This is a genomic window from Bradyrhizobium sp. CCBAU 51753, from assembly GCF_015291565.1.
GTDB classification, from domain to species: Bacteria; Pseudomonadota; Alphaproteobacteria; order Rhizobiales; family Xanthobacteraceae; genus Bradyrhizobium; species Bradyrhizobium ivorense.
This window is the reverse complement of sequence record NZ_CP030037.1, coordinates 3,309,033-3,335,267: the sequence shown is the minus strand read 5'-3', so window position 1 is coordinate 3,335,267 and position 26,235 is coordinate 3,309,033. Positions and strand designations below refer to the sequence as shown.

General features: G+C 65.8%; 23 protein-coding genes. 13 read left to right on the top strand and 10 right to left on the bottom strand.

All coding sequences use genetic code 11. The annotated features are described in order from the left end of the window. Nucleotides 1-181: 181 nt before the first annotated feature. Nucleotides 182-1,327: an ABC transporter substrate-binding protein gene (locus XH93_RS14835; RefSeq protein ID WP_139481986.1), complete on the bottom strand. Its 1,146-nt coding sequence runs from the start codon at nucleotides 1,325-1,327 to the stop codon at nucleotides 182-184. 248 nt (nucleotides 1,328-1,575) lie between these two features. Here XH93_RS14835 and XH93_RS14830 point away from each other — a divergent pair, with 248 nt between their 5' ends. Continuing rightward, the gene (locus XH93_RS14830) at nucleotides 1,576-2,571 is read left to right on the top strand and encodes a GntR family transcriptional regulator (protein WP_194474098.1); all 996 of its coding nucleotides are present in this window, start codon (nucleotides 1,576-1,578) and stop codon (nucleotides 2,569-2,571) included. A gap of 4 nt (nucleotides 2,572-2,575) precedes the next feature. Here the strand turns inward: XH93_RS14830 and hpaR are convergent, their stop codons facing one another. Next, complete coding sequence (hpaR, locus tag XH93_RS14825) at nucleotides 2,576-3,112, bottom strand: homoprotocatechuate degradation operon regulator HpaR (protein ID WP_194474097.1); 537 nt, start codon at nucleotides 3,110-3,112, stop codon at nucleotides 2,576-2,578. A gap of 115 nt (nucleotides 3,113-3,227) precedes the next feature. Between hpaR and hpaH the strand changes: the two genes are divergently transcribed. From hpaH to XH93_RS14795, 6 genes are all read left to right on the top strand, one after another. Beyond that, nucleotides 3,228-4,034: a 2-oxo-hept-4-ene-1,7-dioate hydratase gene (gene hpaH / locus XH93_RS14820; protein ID WP_194474096.1), complete on the top strand. Its 807-nt coding sequence runs from the start codon at nucleotides 3,228-3,230 to the stop codon at nucleotides 4,032-4,034. Nucleotides 4,035-4,055: 21 nt separating this feature from the next. Then, nucleotides 4,056-4,454 (top strand): 5-carboxymethyl-2-hydroxymuconate Delta-isomerase, encoded by a 399-nt coding sequence (locus XH93_RS14815; protein ID WP_194474095.1) that lies wholly within the window; start codon nucleotides 4,056-4,058, stop codon nucleotides 4,452-4,454. Then, a complete protein-coding gene (gene hpaE / locus XH93_RS14810; RefSeq protein WP_194474094.1) occupies nucleotides 4,447-5,988 on the top strand; it encodes a 5-carboxymethyl-2-hydroxymuconate semialdehyde dehydrogenase in 1,542 nt (513 codons plus the stop codon). Before XH93_RS14815 ends, hpaE begins: the two co-directional genes overlap by 8 nt. Before the next feature lie 128 nt (nucleotides 5,989-6,116). Continuing rightward, entirely contained in the window at nucleotides 6,117-7,100 is a 984-nt protein-coding gene (gene hpaD / locus XH93_RS14805) for a 3,4-dihydroxyphenylacetate 2,3-dioxygenase (protein ID WP_194474093.1), read from the top strand. Between the two features lie 169 nt (nucleotides 7,101-7,269). Beyond that, entirely contained in the window at nucleotides 7,270-8,142 is an 873-nt protein-coding gene (locus tag XH93_RS14800; protein ID WP_194474092.1) for a fumarylacetoacetate hydrolase family protein, read from the top strand. Between the two features lie 24 nt (nucleotides 8,143-8,166). Next, on the top strand, nucleotides 8,167-9,795 hold the full coding sequence (locus XH93_RS14795) for a thiamine pyrophosphate-dependent enzyme (protein ID WP_194474091.1): 1,629 nt from the start codon (nucleotides 8,167-8,169) through the stop codon (nucleotides 9,793-9,795). Between the two features lie 15 nt (nucleotides 9,796-9,810). Here the strand turns inward: XH93_RS14795 and alkB are convergent, their stop codons facing one another. The 4 genes from alkB to XH93_RS14775 all read right to left on the bottom strand — a co-directional run bounded on the left by alkB (nucleotide 9,811) and on the right by XH93_RS14775 (nucleotide 13,405). Then, nucleotides 9,811-10,464 carry a DNA oxidative demethylase AlkB gene (alkB, locus tag XH93_RS14790; RefSeq protein WP_194474090.1) on the bottom strand — a complete coding sequence of 218 codons (654 nt, stop codon included), beginning with the start codon at nucleotides 10,462-10,464 and terminating at the stop codon, nucleotides 9,811-9,813. Nucleotides 10,465-10,476: 12 nt separating this feature from the next. After that, on the bottom strand, nucleotides 10,477-11,220 hold the full coding sequence (locus XH93_RS14785; RefSeq protein ID WP_194474089.1) for a 2OG-Fe(II) oxygenase: 744 nt from the start codon (nucleotides 11,218-11,220) through the stop codon (nucleotides 10,477-10,479). A gap of 156 nt (nucleotides 11,221-11,376) precedes the next feature. Next, nucleotides 11,377-12,063 (bottom strand): DUF2848 domain-containing protein, encoded by a 687-nt coding sequence (locus tag XH93_RS14780; RefSeq protein ID WP_194474088.1) that lies wholly within the window; start codon nucleotides 12,061-12,063, stop codon nucleotides 11,377-11,379. Further along, nucleotides 12,056-13,405: an amidase gene (locus XH93_RS14775; protein ID WP_194474087.1), complete on the bottom strand. Its 1,350-nt coding sequence runs from the start codon at nucleotides 13,403-13,405 to the stop codon at nucleotides 12,056-12,058. Before XH93_RS14775 ends, XH93_RS14780 begins: the two co-directional genes overlap by 8 nt. 199 nt (nucleotides 13,406-13,604) lie before the next feature. Between XH93_RS14775 and XH93_RS14770 the strand changes: the two genes are divergently transcribed. The 4 genes from XH93_RS14770 to XH93_RS14755 all read left to right on the top strand — a co-directional run bounded on the left by XH93_RS14770 (nucleotide 13,605) and on the right by XH93_RS14755 (nucleotide 17,533). Beyond that, complete coding sequence (locus tag XH93_RS14770; RefSeq protein ID WP_139481999.1) at nucleotides 13,605-14,018, top strand: Zn-ribbon domain-containing OB-fold protein; 414 nt, start codon at nucleotides 13,605-13,607, stop codon at nucleotides 14,016-14,018. Between the two features lie 4 nt (nucleotides 14,019-14,022). After that, on the top strand, nucleotides 14,023-15,162 hold the full coding sequence (locus XH93_RS14765) for a thiolase (protein ID WP_194474086.1): 1,140 nt from the start codon (nucleotides 14,023-14,025) through the stop codon (nucleotides 15,160-15,162). Nucleotides 15,163-15,336: 174 nt separating this feature from the next. Next, nucleotides 15,337-16,251 (top strand): SDR family oxidoreductase, encoded by a 915-nt coding sequence (locus XH93_RS14760; RefSeq protein WP_139482001.1) that lies wholly within the window; start codon nucleotides 15,337-15,339, stop codon nucleotides 16,249-16,251. A gap of 169 nt (nucleotides 16,252-16,420) precedes the next feature. Next, complete coding sequence (locus XH93_RS14755; protein WP_194474085.1) at nucleotides 16,421-17,533, top strand: SMP-30/gluconolactonase/LRE family protein; 1,113 nt, start codon at nucleotides 16,421-16,423, stop codon at nucleotides 17,531-17,533. 116 nt (nucleotides 17,534-17,649) lie between these two features. On the opposite strand, the gene ppc is transcribed toward XH93_RS14755, so the two are convergent. The 3 genes from ppc to XH93_RS14740 all read right to left on the bottom strand — a co-directional run bounded on the left by ppc (nucleotide 17,650) and on the right by XH93_RS14740 (nucleotide 22,993). Then, the gene (ppc, locus tag XH93_RS14750) at nucleotides 17,650-20,457 is read right to left on the bottom strand and encodes a phosphoenolpyruvate carboxylase (protein ID WP_194474084.1); all 2,808 of its coding nucleotides are present in this window, start codon (nucleotides 20,455-20,457) and stop codon (nucleotides 17,650-17,652) included. Nucleotides 20,458-20,559: 102 nt separating this feature from the next. After that, a complete protein-coding gene (locus tag XH93_RS14745) occupies nucleotides 20,560-22,104 on the bottom strand; it encodes an acyl-CoA synthetase (protein WP_194474083.1) in 1,545 nt (514 codons plus the stop codon). A gap of 76 nt (nucleotides 22,105-22,180) precedes the next feature. Then, the gene (locus XH93_RS14740; RefSeq protein WP_194474082.1) at nucleotides 22,181-22,993 is read right to left on the bottom strand and encodes a crotonase/enoyl-CoA hydratase family protein; all 813 of its coding nucleotides are present in this window, start codon (nucleotides 22,991-22,993) and stop codon (nucleotides 22,181-22,183) included. A gap of 98 nt (nucleotides 22,994-23,091) precedes the next feature. Between XH93_RS14740 and XH93_RS14735 the strand changes: the two genes are divergently transcribed. Further along, nucleotides 23,092-23,967 carry an SDR family oxidoreductase gene (locus XH93_RS14735; RefSeq protein WP_194474081.1) on the top strand — a complete coding sequence of 292 codons (876 nt, stop codon included), beginning with the start codon at nucleotides 23,092-23,094 and terminating at the stop codon, nucleotides 23,965-23,967. Between the two features lie 135 nt (nucleotides 23,968-24,102). Beyond that, on the top strand, nucleotides 24,103-25,683 hold the full coding sequence (locus XH93_RS14730) for a fatty acid--CoA ligase (RefSeq protein ID WP_194474080.1): 1,581 nt from the start codon (nucleotides 24,103-24,105) through the stop codon (nucleotides 25,681-25,683). A gap of 52 nt (nucleotides 25,684-25,735) precedes the next feature. Here the strand turns inward: XH93_RS14730 and XH93_RS14725 are convergent, their stop codons facing one another. Then, a complete protein-coding gene (locus tag XH93_RS14725; RefSeq protein WP_194474079.1) occupies nucleotides 25,736-26,215 on the bottom strand; it encodes a GFA family protein in 480 nt (159 codons plus the stop codon). Nucleotides 26,216-26,235 lie beyond the last annotated feature (20 nt).

Genomic DNA, 26,235 nt, shown 5'->3' with positions numbered 1-26,235 from the left:
CAGCGCTCGATTGGAGTTTAGGGCCACGCGGGAGGTGGTAGGGCTCGCTCCCCCTTTGCGGGGGAGAGTTGGAGAGAGGGGTAAGCCACGATCGCCGCCTGTGCGGCTTACCCCTCTCCCTAACCCTCCCCCGCAAGGGGGGAGGGAACCCATCCGTTCGGGCCTCCCTGACCCTGTCAGATCAGTCGTTGAAGTCGATGTGCTTGTCGTAGACGATCTTGCCCTTGTCGTTCTTCACGACGTTGTAGCCATGCAGGCCGTCGCCGTTCTTGTCGAAATTGTACTCGCCTTCGGCGCCGGCGAATTTCTGCGTCGCCAGGATGGCGTCGCGGATCTTGTTCGGATCGGTCGAGCCGGCCTTGTTGATCGCCGCCGACAGGATGGTGATCGCGTCATAGGGCCAGGCGCTCTGGTTGTCGGGCGCGGTCTTGTAGGCATCGCGATAGGTCTTGCTGAACGCTTTCGCGGCGTCGCTGGAGTCTTCGGCGAAGTCGGCCACACCGTAGGTGCCGTAGAGCGCGGGACCGGCCAGCTTGGTCGATGACACCGCCACCACCGAGGGCGAGCCGACCCAGGGAATGTTGACGCCGAGCTGGCGCAGCTGCCGGGCGAAGATGCCGAGATCGTTCTCGAAGGTGAAGTAGGTGCCGAGCACGTCGGCGCCAGACTGCTTCACCGCCAGCACCACCGGCGTGAAGTCCTGGCTCTGGTTGGCGTAGCCCTGGTCGAGCACCGGCGGCGCGCCGAGCTTGGTCAGCGCTTCGGAGAGCGCCTTGCCGCCGGCGGTGCCGAAGGCGTCGGTGGAATGCACGATCGCCCATTTCTTCTTGCCCAGCGTATTGACGCCGAAATCGGCGATCACGCGGCCGGAATAATTGTCATTCGGGCGGAAGCGGAACAGCCACGGATTGCCGGAATGGGTGAGATCGGGATTGGTGCCGCCGATCATCACGGGCTTGCCGACCTTGATCACGTCGGGCGCCATCGCCTGCACCTGGGTCGAGCGGATCGAGCCGAGGAAGGCGACGATGTCGGATTGCGCGGCGAGCTTGGAGAACGCCAGCACGATGCCGGGATTGGTGGTCTGGTCGTCCTCGATGACGAGCTCGACCTGCTTGCCGAGCACGCCGCCGGCCTTGTTGACAGCGGCCAGCGCCAGCTTGGCGCCGTTCTGGGCCCACAGCCCCTGCTCCGCGGCCGGGCCGGTGACCGGCACGCACATGCCGATCTTGAGGGTTGCACCCTGCGCCCACGCACTACGCATCAGTGCCGGAGCAGCGAGACCTGCCGCCAAGCCGGCGGAAAACCCACGTCTCGTCAGTTTCATCGATTCCTCCCTGTTGTATCGCGCCGAACTTGCATGTCGGCTGCATTGAGACGAGCTAGACGCAAACGTTCACACCGCTGCAGCGCACGCAACGCGCAACGGCGATCGTCAATCCAATCGTACGATCAGCTAATCATGATTGCACATTGCACGCAATGGCCAAAAATTCACCATGGCCGGTGCGTAAATGCCGGTTGTCGGCGACCTCGCCGCGATCACGTGTTAGTGTGGTTTGCGGGCAGCCATCCATGTCGATGCCGAGAGCGAAATCGCAGACCAGACGGAAACAGCCGGCCTATGCGCTGATCAAGGCGGCATTGGCGAAGCGCATCCGCGCCGGCGACGTTCCACCCGGCACCGTTCTGTCCGAGTCGGCGATCGCGACCTTGTTCGGCTCCAGCCGCTCCCCGGTGCGGCAGGCCTTCGAGCAGCTGGAGCACATCGGCCTGGTGCGCCGGTTCGATGGCCGCGGCGTCATCGCCGGCAGACGCGAGGTCGAGCCGCGGCGCGTCCCGATCACGCCCGACATGCTGGGGCTGAGCGGCGGGCCGGTCGAGGCCGTCAGAGCCGACGCCTGGGACGCGCTGTACTACAAGCTCGAACGCGAGATCATCTACCGCTCGCTGTTCGGACGCTTCCGTGTCAGCGAACTGGCGCTGGCGCGGCATTTCCGGGTCGGACGCACGGTGGCCCGCAACCTGCTGCTGCGCGCGCAGGCGATCGGCATCCTGGAGAAAGGCGCCAAGGCCCATTGGTACGTGGTGCCGCTGGACGAGGACCGCGTCCGCGACATCTTCGAGCTGCGCGCAACGCTCGAGCCGCTGCTGCTGAAATCCGCTGCGACGCAGATTCCTGCGGCGCTGCTCGACCGGATGGCGGAGCGGCTGCGCGAGGGGATCCGGTTCCGCGACCGCGTCGGTGTCGGCGAGCTCGACGAGATCGAGGGCGACCTCCACATCCGGTGCCTGGGCTACGGCATCAATCGCGAGATGATCGAGGCGCTCAAGCGCACCCACTGCGCGTTCGTGATCGGCAAGCACATTCAGGTGGCGCTGACCGCGCCGCAGATCGATTCCTTCATGGACGAGCATCTGGTGATCGTCGATGCATTGCGCGCCGGCGACGGCGACGCGGCGGCGGCGACACTGCGCCGCCATATCGAGTGGTCACACTCGAAAGTGGCCGGCTGGATTGCCGAGTTCCGCGCCATCAACGCGATTTCGCGCGTGCCCTATATGGTGTAGCCGTCTATTCGTCGGCTTCGATCTCGCCGTTGTCGGCGGACGCCATGCCGGCCAGGCTCGCCTCGAGCACGCCCAGCATTTCCTGCAGTTCCGCGAGCTTGCGTGAACCGAACCGCCGGGTGATCTCGGCGTAGATCGCCTCCGAGGTCGGCGCCACCGCCTCGATCAGCTTCAAGCCCTTGGCCGAGATCGACACCACCGCGCGGCGCGCGTCGGTCGCTGCCGCCTTGCGCTCGATCAGCTGACGGGCTTCGAGGTCGCGCAGGATCCGCGACAGGCTCGGGCCGAGCAGGAACGCCACACGCGCGAGCTCGGTGACCTCGATCTCGTCGACCGCGGTGAGCGCGCGCAGGATCCGCCACTGCTGCTCGGTCATCCCATGGTTGCGCAGCGACGGGCGGAATTGCCGCATCACGGCTTCGCGCGCACGCAGCAGCGACATCGGCAGCGAGCGCGAGAACTCGCGCATCGGCGCGCGCCGGGGCGGCGCCGTCTCGGCCGGAGCTGGTCGCGTCTCGTTCGGCGATTTCCTGCGCGCCATTATTAGTCAATCCATCGCGACAAACTTTTGCGCTGCACCATGCAGCGATTCAGTTTGCAGAAATCTACTTAACATGTTAATCATCTCCCGGCATCCACTTTCTGTGTAGCACCCAATGGCCCTCTCTCCGGACGATATCCGCGCTGCCGCAGGCAGGCTCGACCAGGCGGAAAAGACCCGCAAGCAGATCCGCCAGCTTTCGCTGCAATATCCCGGCATCACGCTGGAAGATGCCTACGCGATTCAGAAGGCCTGGGTCGAGATGAAGGTGGCGCAGGGCCGCGTCGTCAAGGGCCACAAGATCGGCCTGACCTCGAAGGCGATGCAGAGCGCGCTCAACATCGACGAGCCGGATTCCGGTATCCTGCTCGACGACATGTTCTTTGCCGATGGTGGCCTCGTGCCGAGCGACCGCTTCATCGCCACCCGCGTCGAGGCCGAGCTCGCCTTCGTGATGAAGCACCGGCTGGCCGGGCCTGATTGCACGCTGTTCGACGTGCTCAATGCCACCGACTTCGTGGTGCCGGCGCTGGAGATTCTCGATACCAGGGTCGAGCGTGTCGACCCCGAGACCAAGGCGACGCGCAAGATCTTCGACACCATCGCCGACAACGCCGCCAATGCCGGCATCGTGCTCGGCGGCCGGCCGATCCGCCCGCTGGACGCCGATCTGCGCTGGATCGGCACACTGTGCTTCCGCAACGGCCAGCTCGAGGAAACCGGATTGGCCGCCGGCGTGTTGAATCATCCGGCGACCGCGGTGGCCTGGCTCGCCAACAAGATCGCGCCGAACGGGCTGGCGCTGGAAGCCGGCCAGGTGGTGCTGGCGGGCTCCTTCATCCGCCCGATTGAGACCCGCAAGGGCGACACGATCCAGGCCGACTACGGACCGTACGGGTCCGTGAGCTGCTACTTCGCCTGATGCCTTCGATGGGAGCGCTGCATGCCGCACTTCACACTTGAATATTCCGCCAATCTCGATGGGCTCGTCGACATCGGCAAGACCGTCGAGGTGGTGCGCAAGGCGGCGGTCGAGACCGGCATCTTCCCGCTCGGCGGCATTCGCGTCCGCGCCATCAGATGCGAGCATTACGCGATCGCCGACGGACGCAGCAATTACGGCTTCCTCGACATGGTGCTGCGGCTCGGCGAAGGCCGCGACCTTGCCACCCGCAAGAAAGCCGGCGAACACATCTTCAAGGCGCTGTCGGCACATCTCGATCCGGTGTTCGCCAACAGCAAGTTCGCTCTGTCGTTCGACATGCAGATCAACGACAAGGAGACGAGCTGGAAACGCAACAACATCCACGACGCGCTGAAAGTGGAGACGGTCAATGGATAAAGCCACCCCGAAATCCGCCGACGTGTTCCAGGCCAACCGCGACCGCGCCGGCCCGCTGCTCGCGAAGCTGAAGGCGGACGGCATCGGCCACGTGATCGACGGCAAGGTCGTGCCGTCGGCCTCGAGCCAGACCTTCGAGACGAAATCGCCGATCGACGGCAGCGTGCTGGCGACGGTGGCGCGCGGCAATGCCGAGGATATCGACCGCGCCGCGACCGCTGCATCGCGCGCCTTCAAGGCCTGGCGCGACCTGCCGGCCGCCAAGCGCCGCAAGCTGCTGCACGGCGTCGCCGATGCGATCGAGGAACACGCCGACGACATCGCGGTGCTCGAATGCATCGACACCGGCCAGGCGCACCGCTTCATGGCCAAGGCCGCGATCCGCGCCGCCGAGAATTTTCGCTTCTTCGCCGACAAGTGCGCCGAGGCGCGCGACGGCCTCAACACGCCGAGCGACGAGCATTGGAACATCTCGACCCGGGTGCCGATCGGCCCAGTCGGCGTGATCACGCCGTGGAACACGCCGTTCATGCTGTCGACCTGGAAGATCGCCCCTGCGCTGGCCGCCGGCTGCACCGTGGTGCACAAGCCGGCCGAATGGTCGCCGGTGACCGCCGACCTGCTGGTGAAGCTGGCAAAGCAGGCGGGCCTGCCCGACGGCGTGCTCAACACCGTGCACGGTTTTGGCGAGGACGCCGGCAAGGCGCTGACCCAGCATCCCGCGATCAAGGCGATCGGCTTCGTCGGCGAGAGCGCGACCGGCTCGGCGATTATGGCGCAGGGCGCGCCGACCCTGAAGCGGGTGCATTTCGAGCTCGGCGGCAAGAACCCGGTGATCGTGTTCGACGACGCCGATCTCGACCGCGCGCTCGACGCCGTGGTGTTCATGATCTACTCGCTCAACGGTGAGCGCTGCACCTCATCGAGCCGCCTCTTGGTGCAGCAGAGCATCGCCGACACTTTTGTCGAGAAGCTGACCGCGCGGGTGAAGGCGCTGAAGGTCGGCCATCCCCTCGATCCCGCGACCGAGATCGGGCCGCTGATCCACGAGCGGCATCTGGCAAAGGTCTGCAGCTATTTCGACGTCGCGAAAAAGGACGGCGCGACCATCGCGGTCGGCGGCAAGCCGCATGACGGCCCCGGCGGCGGGCACTATGTGCAGCCGACGCTTGTGACCGGCGCGAATGCAAACATGCGCGTCGCGCAGGAAGAGGTGTTCGGGCCGTTCCTCACCGTGATCCCGTTCCGCGACGAGCAGGACGCGGTCGAGATCGCCAACGGTGTGCAATATGGCCTGACCGGCTATGTCTGGACCGGCGACATGGGCCGCGCGCTGCGCGTCGCCGACGCGCTGGAGGCCGGCATGATCTGGCTCAACTCGGAAAACGTCCGCCATCTGCCGACGCCGTTCGGCGGCATGAAATCATCCGGCATCGGCCGCGACGGTGGCGACTATTCGTTCGACTTCTACATGGAAACCAAGCACGTCTCGCTCGCGCGCGGGACGCACAAGATCCAGAAACTGGGAATTTGATCACCGTCGTTCCGGTGCGATGCAAAGCATCGAACCCCAATTCGCAATTGCGAATTGTGGAGCCTCGAGATGCCGGGTTCGGTCCTGACGGACCGCCCCGGAATGACGGATAAATGAGGGGAAACACCATGCCCGTTCCGAAGCACGTCTTCGATCCGCCGTTCAACATCATCCGCTGCAGCCATGCCGTGCTCGACGTCACGGATCTCGACAAGAGCGCCGCGTTCTACGAGAACACGATCGGCCTCCATATCGAGGACCGCGACGACAAGGCGGTGTACCTGCGCGCCAGCGAGGAGCACCAGCATCACTCGGTGGTGCTGCGCAAGGCGGCGAAGGCGGCCTGCAACCGGCTCGGCTTCAAGGTCGGCAATGACGGCGATCTCGACAAGGCGGCGTCGTTCTTCTCCGAGAACGGCATCGCCTACGCCTTTTCCGACCAACCGTTCCAGGGCCGCACCGTGCAGTTCACCGATCCGTTCGGCTTCCAGATCGAGCTCTACGCCACGATGGAGAAACGCCCGCATCTTTTGCGCCGCTACGACCTCTACAAGGGCTGCCATCCGCAGCGGCTCGACCATTTCAACGTGTTCGCCGCCGAAGTGCAGGACACCGTCGACTTCTACGCCCGCCTCGGCTTCCGCCTCACCGAATATGCCGAGGAGGACGGCCATGGCGGCCGCATCGCCGCGGCCTGGATGCACCGCAAGGGCAACGTCCACGACTTCGCCATCACCAATGGCCGTGGCCCGCGCCTGCACCACATCGCCTATTGGGTGCCGACCGCGATGAACATCGTGCATCTCTGCGACGTGATGGCCTCGTCGGGCTTCCTGAAGAACATCGAGCGCGGCCCCGGCCGACACGGCATCTCGAATGCGTTCTTCCTCTATGTCCGCGATCCCGACGGCCATCGCATCGAGCTCTACACCAGCGACTACTTCACCGGCGATCACGACCACGAGCCGCTGCGCTGGTCGCTGCGCGATCCGCGCCGCCAGACGCTGTGGGGCGCACCGGCGCCGCGCTCCTGGTTCGAGGAGGGCTCGCCCTTCGCCGGCCAGACCGTGCGCGAGCCGCGCTTCGTCGCCGACGTGCTGGTGGCGGATTAGTGCGCCAGCATCCAGTCGTCCCGGCGAAGGCCGGGACCCATAGCCACCGAAGTGGGTTGCCGAAAGAATGTCTAGCCGCGTACCCATTCCGAGGGCCGCGGCGTATGGGTCCAGGCCCCCGTGCGCAATTGCGCACTAGGCCGGGACGACACTGATGGATGGATTGCCAATGCCCGCCCCTCGCCTCGCCACCTACTCCGTTAACGGCACCACGAAATACGGCGCCGTGACTGACGCCGGGATCGTCGATCTCTCATCGCGTTTTGCCAAGGACTATCCGACCCTGCGCGAGGCGATCGCCGCCGGTGCGCTGACCAGGCTCGTCGAGGACGCCGCCAAGCGCGCGCCCGACCACGCGCTCGATGCGATCACCTGGCAGCCGCCGGTCCCGGCGCCGGACAAGATCATCTGCATCGGCGTCAACTATCCGGACCGCAATGCCGAGTACAAGGACGGCTCGGACGCACCAAAGTATCCCAGCATGTTCTTGCGGGTGCCGCGCTCCTTCGTCGGCCACAACACGCCGGTGGTGCGGCCGCGCATCTCGCCGCAGCTCGACTATGAGGGCGAGCTGGTGCTGGTGATCGGCAAGGCCGGCCGGCACATTCCGGAGAGTGCCGCGCTCGATCACATCGCCGCGATCACGCTGTGCAACGAGGGCACCATTCGCGACTGGGTGCGTCACGCAAAATTCAACGTCACCCAGGGCAAGAATTTTGATTCCACCGGCAGCCTCGGGCCATGGATCGTGCCCTACAGCAACGAGGCGCAGATCGCCGATATCCGCCTGACCACGCGCGTCAATGGCGAGGTCAGGCAGGACGACCGCACCTCGCGGCTGATCTTCGGCTTCCGCTACCTCATCAACTACATCTCGACCTTCACGACGCTGGTTCCCGGTGACGTCATCGTGACGGGCACGCCGACCGGCGCAGGTGCGCGGTTCGATCCGCCGCGCTATCTGAAGCCCGGCGACGTCGTCGAGGTCGAGGCCGAAGGCGTCGGCATTTTGCGCAACGGCGTCGTCGACGAAGCCAACTAAGCCCTCAATGAAATGGACAGTGCCATGACCTCAACATCCGGCGGCGAAGCGATCGTCAACGGCCTCGTCGCCCACGGCGTCGACACCGTGTTCGGCCTGCCCGGCGCGCAGATCTACGGCCTGTTCGACGCCTTCCACCAGGCGCAGCTCAAGGTGATCGGCGCGCGGCACGAGCAGGCCTGCGGCTACATGGCGTTCGGCTATTCGCGCTCGAGCGGACGGCCCGGCGTGTTCAGCGTGGTGCCCGGCCCCGGCGTACTCAACGCCTCGGCGGCGCTGCTCACCGCGTTCGGCTGCAACGAGCCGGTGCTGTGCCTGACCGGCCAGGTGCCGACGCCGTTTCTCGGCAAGGGCCGCGGCCATCTGCACGAGATGCCGGACCAGCTCGCGACCTTGCGCACCTTCGTGAAATGGGCCGAGCGGATCGAGTATCCCGACAACGCGCCCGCGATGGTGTCGCGCGCGTTCCAGGAGATGCTGTCGGGCCGGCGCGGACCGGCGTCGCTGGAGATGCCATGGGACGTGTTCACCCAGCGTGCCCAGGTCGCCCCGGCAAAGCCGTTCGACCTGTTGCCTGCGCCGCAGCCCGATCCTGACCGGATCAAGGCGGCGGCCGATCTGATCAAGGCCAGCAAGACGCCGATGATCTTCGTCGGCAGCGGCGCCATCGAGGCGAGCGCGGAGATTCTCGAACTCGCCGAGATGATCGACGCGCCGGTCGTCGCCTTCCGCAGCGGCCGCGGCATCGTCTCCAATGCGCATGAGCTCGGGCTGACGATGGCGGCGGCGTACAAATTGTGGCCGAAGACCGATCTGATGATCGGCATCGGCACCCGCCTGGAGTTGCCGACGATGTCGCGCTGGCCCTATCGGCCGGACGGCCTGAAATGCGTGCGCATCGATATCGACCCGGTGGAGATGCGGCGCTGGCCGGCCGATGCCGCCGTGATCGCCGACGCCAAGGCTGCTACAGCCGATCTCGCGGCCGCCGTGCGCAAGGCCGGCTACAGCAAGACCAGCGGCCGCCGCGGCGCGATCCGCGAGGCGACGGCCGCCGCCGAGCGGGAGATCCAGCGCATCCAACCGCAGATGGCCTACTTAAAAATCCTGCGCGAGGTGCTGCCGGCGAATGCGATCGTGACCGACGAGCTGTCGCAGGTCGGCTTCGCCTCCTGGTACGGTTTTCCGATCTACCAGCCGCGGACCTTCGTCACCTCGGGCTATCAGGGCACGCTCGGCTCCGGCTTCCCGACCGCGCTCGGCGCCAAGGTCGCCAATCCGGACAAGCCTGTTGTCGCGATCACCGGCGACGGCGGCTTCATGTTCGGCGTGCAGGAGCTCGCCACCGCCGTTCAGTTCAAGATCGGCGTGGTGACGCTGGTGTTCAACAACAACGCCTATGGCAATGTCCGCCGCGACCAGCAGGAGCGTTTTGACGGCCGCGTCGTCGCCTCGGATCTGGTCAATCCGGATTTCGTCAAGCTCGCGGAATCCTTCGGCGTCGGCGCCGCGCGTGTCACCTCGCCGGACCATTTCCGACCGGTGCTGGAGAAGGCTCTCGCCGACGGCGGGCCCTATGTGATCTCGGTGGAAGTGCCGACCGGCTCCGAGGTCAGTCCCTGGGCGTTCATCCACCCCGCGAAGAACATCTGAGGCGCCGTTAACGCCTCAGCGCACCTTGCGAAAAGTCAGGTTGATGCGCTGGCGGCCGAGCACGCCGTGCTCGCCGTCGGCAAGCGGCGCGACGCCGTGATAAAACAGCCGTGACGGCCCGCCCCATACCGCGACGTCGCCATGCTCGAGCCGGTAGCGGCGCGGTGTGTCACTGCGCTTCAGGCCGCCGAACAGGAAGATCGCGGGCAACCCGAGCGAGACCGAGACGATCGGCGCGGCGTAGTCGAGCTCGTCCTTGTCCTGATGCAGCGACAGCTTTGCGCCCGGCATATAACGATTGATCAGGCAGGCCTCCGGCGCAAAGCCGTTGAAGCCGCCCTGCTCCGCCGCGCTGGCCGCTAGCTTGCGCATTACGTCCGGGAGTGGCGGCCAGGGGTTTCCGGAGTCCGGATCGATCGGGTCATAGCGATAGCCGCTGGGATCAGAGACCCAGCCGAGGCTGCCGCAATTGGTCATCGCGACCGACATTCGATGGCCGCCCGGCGTGATCAGATGGCGGAACGGCGCCTGCTTCACGATTACGCGCAATGCAGGGATGAGTTCGGCCTCGAATGCCCTGGCAAAGCCGCGCAGCAGCACCGCGCCCTCCGCGATCGTCTCGCGCGAGGGGCGTGCGTCGCCGACAGCCTCGAACAGATCAGCAGTCACGTTCGCGGGCACTCACTTTGCGTCGTGGAAGATCACGCCGACGGTGTGGCGATGGCCGGACCTGATCCGGCTAACGCCGTGGCGCAGATTGACACGATACGGCCCGCGCGTCCCCTGCACCGGACGGTGATGCACGGCAAACGCCACTGCATCGCCCTGCGTCAGCGGCACCACCTCGGGACGCGACTGCATCCGCGGCCGCTGCTCGGTCAGCACGAACTCGCCGCCGGTGAAATCGCGCCCCGGCTGCGACAGCAAGATCGCGACCTGGATCGGGAACACGTGCTCGCCATAGAGGTCCTGGTGCAAGCAGTTGTAGTCGCCCTCGCCGTATTGCAGCAGCAGCGGCGTCGGCCGGGTCTGCCCGGCGTCATGGCATCGCTTCAGGAACGCCGCATGCGATGCGGGATAGCTGATATCGATCCCCATCGTCTGGTTCCAGCGATTGGCGGTGGCGATGAGATGCGCATAGAGCACCGGCCGCAGCTCGGCGATCAGGCCCGGCAGCGGATAGGAGAAGTACTTGTACTCGCCGCGGCCAAAGCCGTGGCGGCCCATCACGACCGTGCTGCGGAATTGGCTGTCGTCGGGATACAGCGCAGCGACGGCATCGCATTCCTGCGGCGTCAGCAGGCCGCTGAGGACGGCGCAACCCTGGGCGTGGAGCTCGGCCGTGATCTGATCCCAGCCGAGCGCGTCGACGCGGGCGGGGATGCCGGGGGTGGTGCGGGCGATGGTTTTGGCTGTTGCTGTCATGGGACTGAATCTGGCCCATGATCGCGATCGGCGCCACCCGATTTCCGATAGTTCCGCCGTCATTGCGAGCGAAGCGAAGCAATCCATCGGACCGCATATGCCGCGCGGTGGATTGCTTCGTCGCTTCACTCCTCGCAATGACGGCGGAGAGACCCGTCAGCCTCGCACCGGCAGGGTGATCACGTCGTAGCCGTGGCTGATCTTCCGCTTCAGCACCGGGTCTTCCAGCTCGAAATCGAAGCGGCTGGCGGGGCGGATGCCGCCCTTGGCGGCAAACGTGCCGCCGAACATGGCGCAGCCGTCGGGCAGGCCGGCGTCGCCGAAGCCGCGCGCGATCAAATCCCTGACCGGCAGCATGTGGTCGAGCGTGCCTTCCTGGTAGAGCACGCGCTCGCCGCCGATCGTGGCCCAGGAACGCAGCACCAGCTGGTCCCAGTGGCCGATGACGTCCTCGAGCTCCCACAGTTCGGACGCCATCGGCTTGTCGCACATCTGCTTCGACACCGTGACGCTGTAGCTTTCGACCTTGCGGTCGGTGTGGTCGGAGCCGCAGCCGACGAAGATGCGGCCCTGCCAGCCGATCAGCACGAACTCGACCTCGCCGCTGGAATCCTCGCCGCAGGCCTCGATCGTATCGGCGAAGGTGATCCGGCGCGCCGAGCAGCGGTAGTAGATCGGCGTGGTCGCGGGTCGCGCGATGCCGAGCGCCTCGAGCTCGGCGATGTGCTTGTCGCGCGCCACCGGATCGCGGCCGGTCCAGCCGGCGATCACGGCCTGCTTGATTTCCAGCGTGAGCGGCGTGGCGAGGCCCTTGTCGTCGATGGTGAAGGTGAGATCAAACACGGATGACGGCCTCCATTCCGGCGGCAAGCTCGAAGATGCGGCGATCCGAACCGCCGGCTGCGGCGAGCATCAGGCCGACCGGCGCCTCGCCCTCGCGATGCGCGGGCAGCGAGATGGCGCAGCCGTCGAGCACGTTGATCAGTGTGCAGTTGCGCAGCGCGCGCAGGTTTTGCACGGTGAACGCCTTGTCGTCGGCGAGGTCGGCAATGACGGGCGGCAGGTTCGCGGTGGTCGGCAGCACCATCGCATCATAGGGCGCGATCCGCTGCCCGGTCCGCGCGATGAAGGAGCGGCGCGCGTTGAGCAGATCGATGTAGTCGGCCGCGAGAAATCCCTCACCGCGCGCGATCCGCGACGAGACACGCGGATCGTAGATGTCGCCCTTGCTGGCAAGCAGGAAGCGATGCCAGGCATAGCTTTCCGCCGCAGCGAAGCCGCCCTTGGCCTGCATCACGCCCACGTCGAGCAACTCCGGCACCTCGATGCGCTCGATCAGGGCGCCCGCGCGCGACAGCGACGCCAGCGCCCGCTCGAAGGTCTTGGCGACGCCATCGTCGAGATCGTCGAGCGCCACGGTGGTCGGCACCGCAAGCCGCATGCCCTTCACCGGGCGCGGCGTCAGCGGCTTGACCGGCTCATCGGCCAGCACCGCATCGAGCGCCGCGCAGCAGGCCACCGAATTGGCCAGCGGCCCATAGCTGTCGAGCGTGAACGAGAGCGGCACGCCGCCGTCGAGCGGGATCCGGCGTTGCGTCGGCTTGTAGCCGACGATGCCATTGAAGGCCGCGGGGATCCGGCAGGAGCCGCCGGTGTCGGTGCCGAGTGCGCCGAAGGCCATGCCGTCGGCGATCGAGACTGCGGCGCCCGAGGACGAGCCGCCGGGCACGTGGCCGACGCTCCGGTTCCAGGCGCTTTTCGGCGTGCCGTAATGCGGATTGATGCCGATGCCCGAATAGGCGAACTCGGTCATGTTGGTGCGGCCGATCACGACAAAGCCGGCCCGCTTGAGCCGCGCCACCACGGGCGCATCGGCCTCCGCCGGCGCCGAATCCTCCAGCGCCCGAGAGCCGGCCCGCGTCACCTGCCCCTTGATGTCGAACAGGTCCTTGACCGAGACTGGGATGCCGGCAAACGGCGACGGCGCGGCTTGCGCTTTACGCAGCCGGTCCATGGCGTCGGCGGCCGCCAGCGCGGTGTCCTTGTCGACGTGGATGAAGGTGCGCTGGCCCTCGCCGACGGGATCGGCGATTTTGGCGATGCATTGCTCGACGAGCTTGCGGGCGGTGGTCGCGCCGCTGTCGAGATCGGCGGCAAGGGAGGCGAGTGTCGGATTGTTCGGCATGGCTTTCCGGTCGGTGTTATCCCAGCGGCGTCACGCGTCGAGGCGATTTGCCGTGGCGCGGACTATCGTCGATGATGCGTTGGCATACAAGCGTCCTCAACGGTCGGCATACCGCCATGCGGCAACGCTGCTGGACCGTTGACGAGGAATAGCTGATTGTCGGATCAAGTCGCAAATATTCATGGGAGGATCAGCCGACATGGCCGAGGCCGCGCGCGCCAAACCAAAACCGACACCGGAAACCCAGCATTTCTGGGATGGCACCAAAGCGGGCGAACTGCGCCTGCAGCGCTGCGATGCCTGCGCCAATGTCTACTTTCCGCCGCGGCCGTTCTGCCCCTCCTGCGCCTCGCGCAAGGTCTCGGTGTTCAAGGCCAGCGGCAAGGGCAAGCTCTACAGCTATGTCATCAACCACCGCCCCGCCGCGCCCGGCTTCACGCCGCCCTACGCCATCGCCGTGGTCGAGCTCGACGAGGGCCCGCGCATGATGAGCAACATCATCGATTGTCCGCAGACGCCGGAAGCGCTCGAGCTCGACATGAAGCTCGAGGTCGCGTTCCAGGCGCTCGACGACAAGATCACCCTTCCCGTGTTCCGTCCGGCCAAGGGGTAACGCAATGCGCAGGAACCAGGTTGCCGTCGTCGGTGCGGCCGAAACCACCGAGCTCGGCGTCATCCCGAACATGTCGCAGCTCCAGCTCCATGCCGACGCAGCGCTGAACGCGATCGCGGATGCGGGACTAAAACTGTCCGACATCGACGGCTTTGCGACGGCGGTCGAGACGCCGCAGCAGGTCGCGCACTATCTCGGCATCACGCCGACCTGGGTCGACGGCACCTCGGTCGGCGGCTGCTCCTTCATGCTGCATGTCCGCCACGCCGCCGCGGCGATCGAGGCCGGGCTGTGCAAGACCGTGCTGATCACCCACGCCGAGAGCGGCAAGTCGATGATCGGCAAGCAGCCGCGCTTCACGGCACCCGACAGCCTCAACGGCCAGTTCGAGGCGCCCTACGGCGTCTACGGCCCGCCGAGCATGTTCCCGATCCCGGTGCTGCGCTTCATGAAGACGCACGGCATTACCCATGAGCAGCTGGCGATGGTCGCGGTGGTGCAGCGCGAATGGGCGGCGAAGAATCCGCGCGCCACCATGAAGGACCCGATCACGGTCGCCGACGTCTTGAACTCGCGGATGATCGCCTATCCGTTCCGCCTGCTTCAGTGCTGCCTCGTCACCGACGGCGGCGGCGCGCTGATCCTGACCTCGGCCGACCGCGCCAAGGACTTTCCGAAGAAACCGGTCTACATCCTCGGCACTGGCGAGAGCGTGGAAACGCCGATGGTCAGCCAGATGAAGACGTTTGATAGTTCGCGCGCCTTCAAGGTCGCGGGCCCCCTCGCCTTCAAGGAGGCCGGCATCGCGCACAAGGACGTCGATCATTTGATGATCTACGACGCCTTCGCGCATCTGCCGCTGTACGGGCTCGGCGACCTCGGCTTCATGCCCTATGAGGAAACCGGCAGGTTCATCGCCGACGGCAACACCCGCCCCGGCGGCAAGCTGCCGCTCAACACCAATGGCGGCGGGCTCAGCTACATGCACTCCGGCATGTACGGCATGTACGCGCTGCAGGAGAGCGTGCGGCAGATGCGCGGCATCGCGCCGGCGCAGGTGCCGAATGCGAAGATCTCGGTCTGCCACGGCGTCGGCGGCATGTTCGCGGCGAGTGGCACGATTATCTTTACGAACGAGAAATGAGCGGCTGCTCGCCTCTCCCTCTCGCCGTTCTCACGGGAGAGGGTTGGGGTGAGGCGCTGTTTCCACACATTCGGACTCACCGAGAGTCCCCCTCACCCGGATCGCCCGCTGGCGCGCGCGATCCGACCTCTTCCCGCAAGCGGGGCGAGGTAAGCAAGCAACAAGGAGCACCACATGGCAAAATCATTGCAAGACAAAGTCATTATCGTTACCGGCGCGGGCCGCGGCATCGGCCGCGAGATCGCGCTGCTGTGCGCCGCTGAGGGCGCCAAGGTCGTCGTCAACGATCCCGGCGGCGCGGCTGATGGCGCCGGCTCGAGCGCGGCGCCGGCCGAGGAAGTGGTCGAGGAGATCAAGAAGCGCGGCGGCACGGCCGTGGCCAATTTCGAGTCGGTGGCTGAAGCGATCCCGGCCAGCAAGATCGTAAAGACCGCGACCGACGCCTACGGCCGGCTCGACGGCGTCGTCAACAATGCCGGCATTTTGCGCGACATGATCTTCCACAAGATGAGCGTGGAAGCGTTCGAGGCGGTCATCAAGGTGCACCTGATGGGCTCGTTCTACGTCTCGCACGCCGCGGCGCGCATCTACCGCGAGCAGGAGTCGGGTTCCTTCGTGCACTTCACCTCGACCTCCGGCCTGATCGGCAATTACGGCCAGGCCAATTACGCCGCCGCCAAGCTCGGCATCGTCGGCCTGTCGAAGTCGATCGCGCTCGACATGGGCCGCTTCAACGTGCGCTCGAACTGCGTGTCGCCGTTCGCCTGGACCCGCATGATCGGCACCATCCCGACCGAGACCGACGCCGAGAAGGCGCGGGTCGAGAAGATCAAGCAGATGGGCCCGGAGAAGATCGCGCCGGTCTGCGCCTATCTACTCTCGGACGCCGCCAAGGACGTCACCGGGCAGATCTTTGGCGTGCGCATGAACGAGATCTTCCTGTTCGGCCAGCACCGTCCGGTGCGCTCGGTGCATCGCGGCGAAGGCTGGACGCCCGAGACGATCGCCGAACACGGCATGCCGGCGCTGAAGGGATCGTTCGCCAAGCTCGACCGCTCGGCCGACGTCTTCACCTGGGATCCGATCTGAACTTTGATCTGAGCTTGGGATCAGATCTGACGGTTTTATGAAACGTCGCTCCGGCGCGAATGCCGGGGCGGCACGCTCTTTGGTTGTTTCATCACAGCGTGCCCGCATTGTGCCAGATTTGCGGGCGCATGATCGTCTCCCCGATAACAAAAAACCTGGGAGGACGTTCGTGACAAATCCGAGCAACATTCAGAAACATCAAGACGACGGCGCGAAGGCGTTCGACCGTCGCACGCTCTTGCGCGGCGCAACCGCGCTTGCTGCAACTGCACTCGCCGCATCGGATGCTGCGGCGCGCGACTTCGGCCCGAACGCGGAGCCGCAGCGCTATCCCGACCCTGACATTGTCGTGATCGACGACAAGCGCTTCAAGGCCAAGGTCGGCAACACCGCGATCAAGCGGCTCTACACCGGCTGCCTGTGGGCGGAAGGTCCGGCCTGGAACGCGCAGGGCCAATATCTCGTGTGGAGCGACATTCCGGCCAACCGGCAGCTGCGCTATCTCGACGATGACGGCCACATCTCCGAGCAGTTCCACAAACCGTCGAACGAGGCCAACGGCTCGACCTTCGATTTCGAGGGCCGCCAGATCACCGCCGAGCGCACCCGCCTGGTGCGCTACGAGCACGATGGAACCGTGACGACTTTGGCGGAGAAGGCCAATGACAAGCCGCTCAACGGGCCGAACGACATGGTGGTGCATCCCAACGACACGTCGATCTGGTTCACCGATCCCGGCTATGGCGCGATCTCGATCTATGAGGGCCAGTTGGCCAAGACCGGCTCGAACCAGCCCTACCAGAAGGAAGCGGTCTATCGCCTCGACGCCACGACCGGCCAGGTCACCAAGGTCGCCGACGAGCCGTTCAAGCCGAACGGCATCGCCTTCAGCCACGACTACAAGAAGGTTTATGTCTGCGACACCGGCATCACGCACTACCCGAACGCGAAGAACATCGTCTGGCAGTACGACCTCAACGGCGACAAGCTCTCCAACCCGCGCACGCTGATCGACATGACGCTGGACGGCAAGTCGGGCTTCCCCGACGGCCTGCGTGTCGACGTCGACGGCAATGTGTGGGTCGGCGCCGGCTGGGTCGGCCCCGGCTATGACGGCGTGCAGATATTTTCGCCCGACGGTGCGCGCATCGGCCAGATCCTGCTGCCGGAGACCTGCGCCAACCTCACCTTCGGCGGCAAGAAGCGCAACCGCCTGTTCATGACCGCGAGCCAGTCGCTGTATGCGGTCTATGTGGAGACCAAGGGCGCGCACATCTGCTGAGGTGTCTGCCCATCCACCGTCATTGCGAGACGCGAAGCGACGAAGCAATCCATCTCACCGCTTGCGGCACCATGGATTGCTTCGCTGCGCTCGCAATGACGGGGGGTATCGCGGGTTCACCCGCTATTCCGCAGCCCCGCCGAAATGCCGTTGATCGTGATCTGGATTCCGCGCAGAATCTGGTCATCCGGGTTCTGCGCGCGGTACTCCTTGAGCAGCTCCACCTGCACGTGGTTGAGCGGATCCATATAGGGGAAGCGGTTGCGGATGCCGCGCTCCAGCAGCGGGTTACCCTGCAGCAGCCGGTCATGGCCCATGATGTCGAGCAGCGTCTCGATCGACAGGTGCCATTCGCGGCGGATCCGGCCGAAGATCTTTTCGCGCAAGGTCACGTCGGGCACCAGCTCGGCATAGCGCGAGGCGATCGCGATCGAGCTCTTCGCCAGCACCATGTCCATGTTTGACAGCAGCGTGCGGAAGAACGGCCATTCCCTGTAGAGTTCCTGCAGGAACGGCATGCCCTGCTCCGGATGCTCGGATATCCAGGTTTCGACCGCCGCGCCAAACCCGTACCAGCCCGGCAGCATCAGCCGGCACTGCGCCCAGGAGAACACCCAGGGAATCGCGCGCAGGTCCTCGATCTCGCGGGTCTTCTTGCGCGACGCCGGGCGGCTGCCGATGTTCAAGGTCGCGATCTCGTTGATGACGGTCGAGCCCCAGAAATAATCGGCAAAGCCTTCGGTCTCGTAGACGAGGCCGCGATAGGCCTTGAAGGCGAGCGCGGAGATTTCCTCCATCGCCTTGAGATATTCGGGGCGCGGCGCGCTCTGCCGCGGCTGCAGCAGGCTGGTCTCCAGCGTCGCCGCGGCGAGGATTTCCAGATTGCTGCGGCCGACCTCGGCATTGGAATATTTCGAGGAGATGATCTCGCCCTGTTCGGTGATGCGGATCTGGCCGTTCACCGCGCCGCCGGGCTGCGCGATGATCGCATCATAGCTCGGGCCGCCGCCGCGGCCGACCGAACCGCCGCGGCCGTGGAACAGCCGCAACCGCACGCCGTGTCGCTCGAACACCTCGACGAGGCCGATCTCGGCCTTGTAGAGTTCCCAGCCCGAGGTGACGAAGCCGCCGTCCTTGTTGCTGTCGGAATAACCGAGCATCACCTCCTGCACGCTGCCGAGGCTGTCGACCAGCTTGCGATAGTCGTGCAGCGCCAGCATGCGGTCCATGATGGCGCTCGAGGCCTGCAGGTCCTCGATGGTCTCGAACAGCGGCACGATGTTGATCGCGCTGCGGCCGGACGGATTGACCAGCCCGACCTCCTTGAGCAGCACCGCGACCTCGAGCATGTCGGACATGCCCTTGCACATCGAGATGATGCATTGCGGGATCACCTCGGCGCCGAATTTTGCGTGCGCCTCGGCGGCGGCACGGAACACCGCGAGCTCGCTCTGGGTCTCCTCCGAATATTTCACGAACGGCGACGCCAGCGGCCGCGCGCTGCGCAGCTCGCCGAGCAGCAGGCTGACGCGCGCTTCCTCGCCGAGCGCCAGATAGGACATTCCCGGCGAGGCGGCATCGAGCAACTCGGCAATGGTGCGCTCGTGCACCGCCGAGTTCTGCCGGATGTCGAGCCGCGCCAGATGGAAGCCGAAGCAATCGACGGCCCGCCGCAGCAGCCGCAGCCGGCCGCGCGCGATCACGCCGGAATTGTTCGCGATCAGCGAGCGGTTCAGCACATCGAGATCGGCCTGGAATTCCCCGACTCTGGCATAGGGCTCGGCCTTGCCGACCGGCGGGCGCGTGGTCTCGACCTCGAGCTTCGCCGCCGTCGCGCTCAGCCTGGCATAGATGCCGGAGACCGCGAGCCGGTACGGTTCGCCGCTGCGGTGCGGCGAGGTGTCGGGCGAACGCTCGGCGAGCGCGCGCAGCTCGTCCGAGACGTCGGCGAGATGCGCCGCCAGCGACAGCTCGGCGCCGAGTGCGTGCAGCTCTTCCAGATAGAAGCTGAGCACCCGGCTCGACTGCAGCCGCAGTGTGCCGCGCATCACTTCGGCGGTGACGAACGGGTTGCCGTCGCGATCGCCGCCGATCCAGCTTCCCATCCGGAGGAACGAGGCGAGCTCGCCGGCCTCGCCGCCCTCCTTGTTCAGGCGGTCCTCCAGCGCGCAATGCAGCCGCGGCACCTCCTGCAGGAAGGTGTAGTCGTAGAACGACAGGCCGTTGCCGACCTCGTCGAGCACGGTCAGCTTCGTCCGGCGCAGCAGGTTGGTCTGCCACAGCGTCACCACGGCGCGGCGGAGCTGCTCGTCGCTAGCCTCGCGCTCCTCTGGCGTCATCTGCAGCCGCTCGCGGCGATCGAGCAGCTCGGCGATCTCCATCTCGCGGTCCATCGTGCTCTTGCGGCGGACCTCGGTCGGATGCGCCGTCAGCACCGGGCTGACCAGCGCGCCCTTGAAGAAGTTGCGCAGCTCGGCCGCGCCGATGCCGGCTTCGCGGGCGTGGACCAGCGTCTGCTCCAGCGTGCTCGGCCGCGGCGTCCCGCCGGGGCCACTTCTGCGCATCTGGCGGATGTTGTTCTGGTCCTCGGCGATGTTGGCGAGGTGGGAAAAATAGCTGAAGGCGCGCACGATCCGCAGCGTCTCGGCGATCGACATGCCATCGAGGATGCCCTCCAGTTCCTGCCGCGCCGACCTGTCTTCGTCGCGGTGGAACCGGACCGAGGTCTGGCGTATGCGCTCGACCAGGTCGAACGCGTCGGCCCCCTCCTGGTCGCGCACGGTATCGCCGAGCACGCGTCCGAGCAGGCGGATGTCGTTGCGGAGCCGCGCATCCTCCTCCTGCGCCGCTTTCTCAAGCAGGCTGGCCTCTGCGGCACTCCGGGCGCGGGTGTCGGTCTCGGAAGGCATGGTCTGGGGAGGCATAGGCTGGCTACTCCAGAGGCTTGCCCGGCTCCTCCCAAGTGTGCGCTTTTTTTGCCGCAGCGCAAGATGAACTTGGAGGCGGTGCACACCAACCCTATGGTGCTAGATCCGCCTGCCCGCCCTTTCCCAATACGGATCGCGCAGCCGGCGCTTGAAGATCTTTCCGGAATCCTCGCGCGGCAGGTTGCTCTGGATCTCGACGTGCTTTGGCACCTTGTAGTCGGCGAGCGCAGTCTTCAGCTGGGCCCGGATCGCACCGATTTCGAGCGTCACGCCCGGCTGCGGCTCGATCACCGCCATCAGCGCCTCGCCGAATTCGGCGTCGGGGATGCCGAACACCGCGCAGTCGTGCACGCCGGGGACGGCATGCAGCACCGCCTCGATCTCGGCCGGGTAGATGTTGACGCCGCCCGAGATCACCATGTCGCGCTTGCGGTCGCAGATGAAGACATAGCCGTCCGCGTCGATGTAGCCGACGTCGCCGGAGGTGATGAAGCCCTCGCGCTCGATCTCGGCGCGCTTCTCCGGCTTGTTGTGATAGGTGAAGTCGGGGTTGCCTGATATCCGCGAATAGATTTCGCCGATCTGCCCTTGCGGCACCTCACGGCCGTCATCGCCGATGAAGCGGAGCTCGGCGCCGGGCGAGATCTTTCCGACCGTGCCGGGCTTCTTCAGCGCATCCTCGGAATTGGCGAAGGTCACCGCGCCGGACTCGGTCGAGCCGTAGAATTCGTAGATCACCGGGCCCCACCACTCGATCATCGCGCGCTTGACGTCGGGCGGACATGGCGCCGCGGCATGGATGATGTGGCGCAGCGACGACATGTCGTATTTGCGGCGCACCTCTTCCGGCAGCTTCATGAGGCGGATGAACATGGTCGGCACCATGAAGATAGTGTCGATCCTCTCACGCTCGATCAGCCGTAGAAATTCCTCCGCATCGAAGCGCGGCATCAACACCAGCGCGCCGCCGAGCTTTCCAGAGCGCAGGCCGAAGGAGTTCGGCGCGGAATGATACAGCGGCCCGGGCAGGATCGCGCGCGCGCCGGGTTTCAGGCCGTAGATCATCGCCCGCATCGCCTCCGCATTGGCGGTCTGCGCGGGCGTCGGCGCGAAGCGGCGCACGCCCTTGGGATGGCCCGTGGTGCCGGACGTGTAGATCATGTTCTGCGGCTGCGGCAGCGCCGGCCCATCATAGCGCGGGAATTGCGCCAGCCAGGGTTCGAAATCGATCGCGAAATCGGGCGTCGCGAGCTGGTCACGATCGATCTTGTAGTTCGCGAGGATTTCCGGCGGCGTCGGCACGCTGAGCACGGTGACGTCGGGCGGGATCGCGCCGCGCAGCGGATGCAGCATGTCGGCATGACCGATCAGGACGCGGCTGCCGGAGTCGGTCAGCACGTAGTTGATCTCTTCCGGCTTGAAGTGCCAGTTGATCGGCACGCCATAGGCGCCGAGCCGCATCGCCGCATAGGCCGCCTCGATGAAGGCGATGTCGTTGCGCATCAGCATGCAGACGCTGTCGCCCGGCTTGACGCCGAGCCTGCTTAGCCCGCTGGCGATGCGGTCGGTGCGCTCGGCGACGGCGCCATGATCGCGCCGGCGCTCGCCGCTGATGATGCCGAGGAAGGGTTTTGGCGTTTCCATTTGTCGTGGTCCGATCTTTCGTCGGTTTCATCGGTCATTCCGGGGCGCACGAAGTGCGAACCCGGAATGACAGTCATCACACATCCACAAACTTCGGCGCGCGCTTGTCGAGGTTGGCGCGCACCGACTCCGTCTGGTTCGCACTGCCGATCAGCTTCTGCTGCTCGACCGACTCCGCAAGCAGCGCGGGGCCGGGATCGACCGAGAGATTGTTCAGCATGCGCTTCGCGGCGCGGATCGCATCCGGGCTCTTGCCGGCGATTTCGCGCGCGACCTCGAACGCTGTGGCGCGCGGATCGTCGCAGATGCGGGTAGCGAGGCCGTAAGTCTGGGCCTCCTGCGCCGAGAAGATGCGGCCGGTGTAGGTGAGCTCGCGCAGAATATCGTCGCGCACCAGGCTCGCGAGGATCGGCGTGCCCGCCATGTCGGGCACCAGGCCCCATTTGATCTCCATGATCGACATCCGCGCATCGGGGCTAAGGAAGCGCATGTCGGCACCGAGCGCGAGCTGGAAGCCGCCGCCAAAGGCAACGCCATGCACCGCGGCGATCACAGGCACCGGCAGCTGGCGCCAGCCCCAGACCGCCTGCTGTGCGAAATTGGCCTTGCCGTGGGTGCGCGCCGTGAGGTCGCGGTTCTCGCCGCCCGGCACTCCATTACCGCCCTTTTCCTTCATCTCGGCAAAGCGCCCCATGTCGAGACCGGCGCAGAAGGCGCGGCCCTCGCCGGACAGCACCACCACCCGCAGGCCTTTTTCGTTGGAAAGCCGCGCGGTTGCGGCCACCAGCGCCTCGAACATCGCGGCGTCGAGCGCGTTCATCTTGTCGGCCCGCACCAGGCGGACATCGGCGATACCGTCCGAAATCGATATCGAAACGCGATCTTCCATTGAAATCTCCTCCGCTGTTCGTCGTTGGCGCTTTACAGAAAGGCCGTTGTCCGGTTTTAGTCAATCGACCAATTAACACAACCCCGAGGGAGGGAACGATGTTCAGCGACCAGCTTCTCGCCGGACGCCGCATTCTGGTAACCGGAGGCGGCACCGGGCTCGGCAAATCCATGGCGTCGCGCTTCCTGCAGCTCGGGGCCGAGGTCCATATCTGCGGCCGCCGCAAGATTGTCTGCGACGAGACCGCGACCGAACTGATGGCCGAATATGGCGGCCGCGTCGTCAGCCACGGCGTCGACATCCGCAACGCCATGGCAGTCGACGAGATGATCGAGGCGATCTGGACCACCAGCGGTCCGCTCACCGATCTGATCAACAACGCCGCCGGCAATTTCATCTCGCGCTCCGAAGAGCTGTCGCCGCGCGGCTTCGACGCGGTCGCCAACATCGTGATGCACGGCACCTTCTACGTGACGCATGCGGTCGGCCGCCGCTGGATCGCCGGTGGTCATCGCGGCAACGTGGTGTCGATCACGGTGACCTGGGTGCGCAACGGCTCGCCCTATGTGGTGCCGTCGGCGATGAGCAAGTCGGCGATCCACGCCATGACGATGTCGCTGGCGACCGAATGGGGCCGCCACGGCATCCGCCTCAACACCATCGCGCCGGGCGAAATCCCGACCGAAGGCATGAGCAAGCGCATCAAGCCCGGCGACGAGGCCGGCGCGCGCACCAAGGCGCTGAACCCGATGGGCCGGGTCGGCACCATGGAGGAGTTGCAGAACCTCGCCGTGTTCCTGATCTCCGGCGGTTGCGACTGGATCAACGGCGAGACCATCGCGATGGACGGCGCGCAGGCGCTGGCGATGGGCGGCAACTTCTACCAGCTGCGCGACTGGAGCGACCAGGACTGGACCAACGCCCGCGACTCGATCAAGGCGCAGAACGAGAAGGACCGCGCAGCGCGAGGGTGAGGCCGCCGCGTGCCACTGTCGTCCCGGCGAAGGCCGGGACGACGATGTTGAAACGGCGTGCGTACTTCCCCCGTATTGTCTTTGCTGCCGGATGCCGCCACACTCCGCGCAAGCAAAAAACATCTCGGGGGAAACATGTCCGCTGCGCCGAAACTGACCAACCTTGCCGACATGGTGCGCGACCGCGCGACCAGCCGCGGCGATGCGCTGGCCTATGAATTCGAGGGCCGGCAGACGACCTTCGCCGAGTTCGACAGCAAGACCAACCGGGTCGCCAATGCGCTGATCGCCATGGGCCTCAAGAAGGGCGAGCGCATCGCCTATCTCGGCAAGAACAGCGATTTCTATTTCGAACTGCTGATGGGCGCGATGAAGGCCGGCGTGGTGATGGCGCCGGTGAACTGGCGGCTCGCCGGACCCGAGGTCGCCTTCATCGTCGACGACTGCAGGGCGCCGGTGCTGTTCGTCGGCCCCGAGTTCATCACCCAGGTCCGTAATATCAGAGACAAGCTGCCGAGCGTCCGCACCGTCATCACTACCGAAGGCGGCGCGCCGGAATGGCCCGACTACCTCGCCTGGCGCGACGCGCAGAGCAGCAACGACCCGCGCGTTCCGATCGAGCCGAAGGACATCGCGATCCAGCTCTACACCTCCGGCACGACAGGCAAGCCGAAGGGCGCGATGCTGTCGCACGCCAACTTCCTCAATTTGGTGCAGACCGGCAACGAGGACGACAAGCCGGAATGGAACCGATGGACCACCGACGACGTCTCGCTGGTCGCGATGCCGATCTTCCACATCGGCGGCTCCGGCTGGGGCGTGATGGGCCTCTATCACGGCGCCCGTGGCGTGATCGCGCGCGAGTTCGATCCGACCAAGGTGCTGGATTTCTTCGAGCAGTCCGGCATCACAAAGCTGTTCATGGTGCCGGCCGCGATGCAGTTCGTGGTGCGCCAGCCGCGGGCGCGGCAGGTCGATTTCTCGCGCCTGAAATACATGCTCTATGGCGCCTCGCCGATCCCGGCGGCGCTGCTCAAGGAGTGCATCGAGGTCTTCAAATGCGGCTTCGTGCAGATGTACGGCATGACCGAGACCACCGGCACCATCGTCGCGCTGCCGCCGGAGGACCACATCGAAGGTCTTGATCGCATGCGCTCGGCCGGCAAGGCGCTGCCCGGCATCGAGCTTGCGATCCTTGATCCCGAGGGCAAGCCGCTGCCGCCCGGCGAAGTCGGCGAGATCGCCACCCGCTCCGGCTCCAACATGGCCGGCTACTGGAACCTGCCCGAGGCGACCGCGCGCACCATCGACGCCGACGGCTGGCTGCGCACCGGCGATGCCGGCTACATGGACAAGGACGGCTATCTCTACATCCACGACCGTATCAAGGACATGATCATCTCCGGCGGCGAGAATATCTATCCGGCCGAGGTCGAGAGCGCGCTGTGCGATCACCCCGATGTCGCGGAAGCCGCCGTGATCGGGATCCCCGACGACAAATGGGGCGAGGCGGTGAAGGCCGTGGTGGTGATGAAGCCGGGCAAGAGCGCTGATGCAACCGACATCATCAACTTCACCCGCGAGCGGATCGCCGGCTACAAGACGCCGAAATCGGTCGACTTCATCGCCGCGCTGCCGCGCAACCCGTCGGGCAAGATCTTGCGGCGGAGCCTGCGTGAGCCGTATTGGGTGGGGAAAGACCGGCAGGTGAATTGAACTCACGTCGTCCCGGCGAAAGCCGGAACGACGATGGGGAGAGACCTGCGCGTCACGTCTTCTTCATCTTCTCCCGCAGGATCCGCCAGCGCTCCTGCGCTTCCTGCGGCCAGACGTCCCGGCGATCGTAGTACTCGGCGAACACTTTTGCGCCGGGCGGGAACGTCACCCAGTGCTGCTTTGACGAGGTGAAGATGTGGACGTCGGGCGGACACTGGTTCGGATCATCCATGGTGCCGACGCGGACGAAGCGCACTGCGGGCCCGGAGCCCGGATAGTTGCTCCACACCGCGACCTTGCAGACCGGGCAACGCGCGATCTTCTGGCCCTTGCCGCTCGCTGATGGCGTATCGATGATCTCGGGCTCGGCCGCGATATGCTCGACCCGCTCCGCCTCGTACATCGCGTTCAGCGCGTGCACGGTGCCGGTCTCGCGCTGGCACCAGGTACAGTGGCAGGCATGCACGATCAGCGGTCTGCCGTTCAGGCGGTAGCGAATATGTCTGCAGGTGCATCCACCTTCCATGCTCATGCCGCCTCCTCCGCAATCTC